Raw genomic sequence first — 2,079 nt, 5'->3', positions numbered from 1 at the left:
GCAGGCGGCGTGCCCGCGCTGGCACGAAGCCGATCAGCAGGAACGGCAGCGCCAGGCCCAGGCCAAGGAACAGGAACACGGTCATCGCCTTCAGCGGCGGGGCAATGAAGGCGTAGGCGATCGCACCGCCCATGAACGGGCCGACGCAGGCACTGCCGACCACGCAGGCCAGCGCACCGGTGAAGAAGTCACCGGCCGGGCCGCTGCGGCTGGCCAGCGACTGGCCAAGATTGCCGATGCCGCCGCCGAGGGTGAATACGCCGGACAGGCTCAGGCCCACCGCGAACATGATGTAGGCCAGCGCCGCCACCACGCCCGGGTGCTGCAGCTGGAAGCCGATGCCGACGGCGTTGCCGATCGCACGCAGGCCTACCATCAGCGCGCCGATCCCCGCGAACGCGACCAGCACGCCCAACGTGTACCAGAGGGCATGGCTGCGCGCGCGCTCGGGGCTCTCGCCGCTCTGCGCCAGGCTCAGCACCTTCAGCGACAGGATCGGCAGCACGCAGGGCATCAGGTTCAGTACCAGGCCACCGGCCAGCGCCAGCAGCAGCACCCAGACGAACGATCGGTCCGGGTTCGGGGTGGTCGCCGGAGGACGCGTGCGCAGGGCGTTGCCATCGCGCGCATCGGCGGCGAACTCATTGCGCGCGCCCTCACTGCCGCTGGCGGCGGGAGCGACGTTGCCGTCGTTGGGTACGGTCGGCAGCAGGCGCAGCGGTACGCCATTGGCGGATTCACGCGGCGCACCGGCAGCGCCCAGCGCATTGACGGCTTCCTCGCGCACTGGCGCCTGGCCGGCGCCGGCGTTGAGCTTGCCGGCCGGAATCGACAGCTTCACCCGACGGGTCATCGGCGGGTAGCAGATACCATCGGTCTGGCAGCCCTGGAAAGTCACCACCAGGGTGCTGTCGACCGCATCAGTAACAGTGCGGCGCAGCGGCAGCGGCACTTCCACCTGGTTGAAGTACACCGAGACATCGCCGAAGTGCTCGTCGCGATGCGACTGCGCGGCCGGCCAGCGCGGCTTGTCGGCGAGCACGCCGGCGCTGCCTTCCAGCTTCAGCGAAGTGCGGTCGCGGTACAGATAGTAGCCGGGTGCCGGGCTGAAGCGCAGCAGCAGGGTGTTCCCGTCGCTGGCGATGGCATCGAAGCCGAACGCCTGTTCCGACGGCAGCGGCAGCGCCTGGCTGTTGTTGGCCGCGCCCGGCAGGCGCAGGCCACCGCTGTTGCCGGCACCGGCCAGCGGGTTGTTGAACGGACTGGCGGCACCGGTACGCGCGGCAGGCACCGCGGCCGCCGCACCGGCACCCGGCAGGGTGACCTGCACCACGCGCTTCTGCGGTGGGTAGCAGACGCCGGCATCGGCGCAGCCCTGGTAGCGTACTTCCAGGCTGATGGTGCCGGCGGCGTCGGTCGGCGTGCCGGGCAGGGTGGCCTGCAGGCGCTCGCGATAGGTTTCGACCTCGCCGAAGAAATCATCGTGGTGCCTGTCACCCTTGGGCATCTGCAGCGTGCCGGCATTGAAGGCCGGATCCGCCTTGACGCTGGTGCGGTGGCGATACAGGTAGTAGCCCGGTGCGATCTTGAACTGCAGCTGCACCTGGCCCCGTTCGGGGGCAGTGGCGGTCAGCGCGAACGCCTGGTCCACCGGCAGCAGGTCCTTCTCATCCAGGGCCAAGGCGGGCAGCGAGAGCCACAACAGGGCGCACAAGGCAGCGCCACGCGCAAACAGAGTCTTCAATCAGTGTCCTCCCGGGTCTGTGCCCGGATCCAGTCCAGATATGCCGGCAGGCCGGCCCGGGTTTCGACCGCGATGCACTCCGGGAGTTCATACGGATGCAGTTCGACGATCCGGGCGATTGCGTCATCGACGCGGCTCGCGGTGGTCTTTACCAGCAGCTGCAGCTCGGCATCGGTGGTCACCTCGCCCTGCCAGCGGTAGGTGGACTGCGCGCCATCAAGGCGGGTCACGCACGCGGCCAGGCGCTGCTTCTGTCCACCACTGAGCGTGCCGGCCAGCTGCGGCTGCCGGTCCTGCAACAGGTACTGCTGCAGCAGCGCATCGACCCGTTGCCG

Annotated in this window: 2 protein-coding genes; both read right to left on the bottom strand. The window is 69.4% G+C overall.

The genetic code is table 11. The annotated features are described in order from the left end of the window. Positions 1–1,744 (bottom strand): protein-disulfide reductase DsbD domain-containing protein (locus ABGA94_RS03090; protein ID WP_375366359.1); only part of this gene is annotated, 1,744 nt, incomplete at its 3' end. After that, positions 1,741–2,046, bottom strand: coding sequence for a divalent cation tolerance protein CutA (gene cutA, locus ABGA94_RS03085; protein ID WP_375366361.1), 306 nt, complete (start codon positions 2,044–2,046; stop codon positions 1,741–1,743). The genes cutA and ABGA94_RS03090, both read right to left, overlap by 4 nt. Positions 2,047–2,079: the final 33 nt, after the last annotated feature.

The sequence above is a fragment of the Stenotrophomonas sp. 3diitr2024 genome (genome assembly GCF_042136455.1).
In the GTDB taxonomy this organism is placed as follows: domain Bacteria; phylum Pseudomonadota; class Gammaproteobacteria; order Xanthomonadales; family Xanthomonadaceae; genus Stenotrophomonas; species Stenotrophomonas sepilia.
The sequence above is the reverse complement of the archived record's forward strand: the minus strand, read 5'-3'. Positions and strand labels throughout refer to the sequence as shown.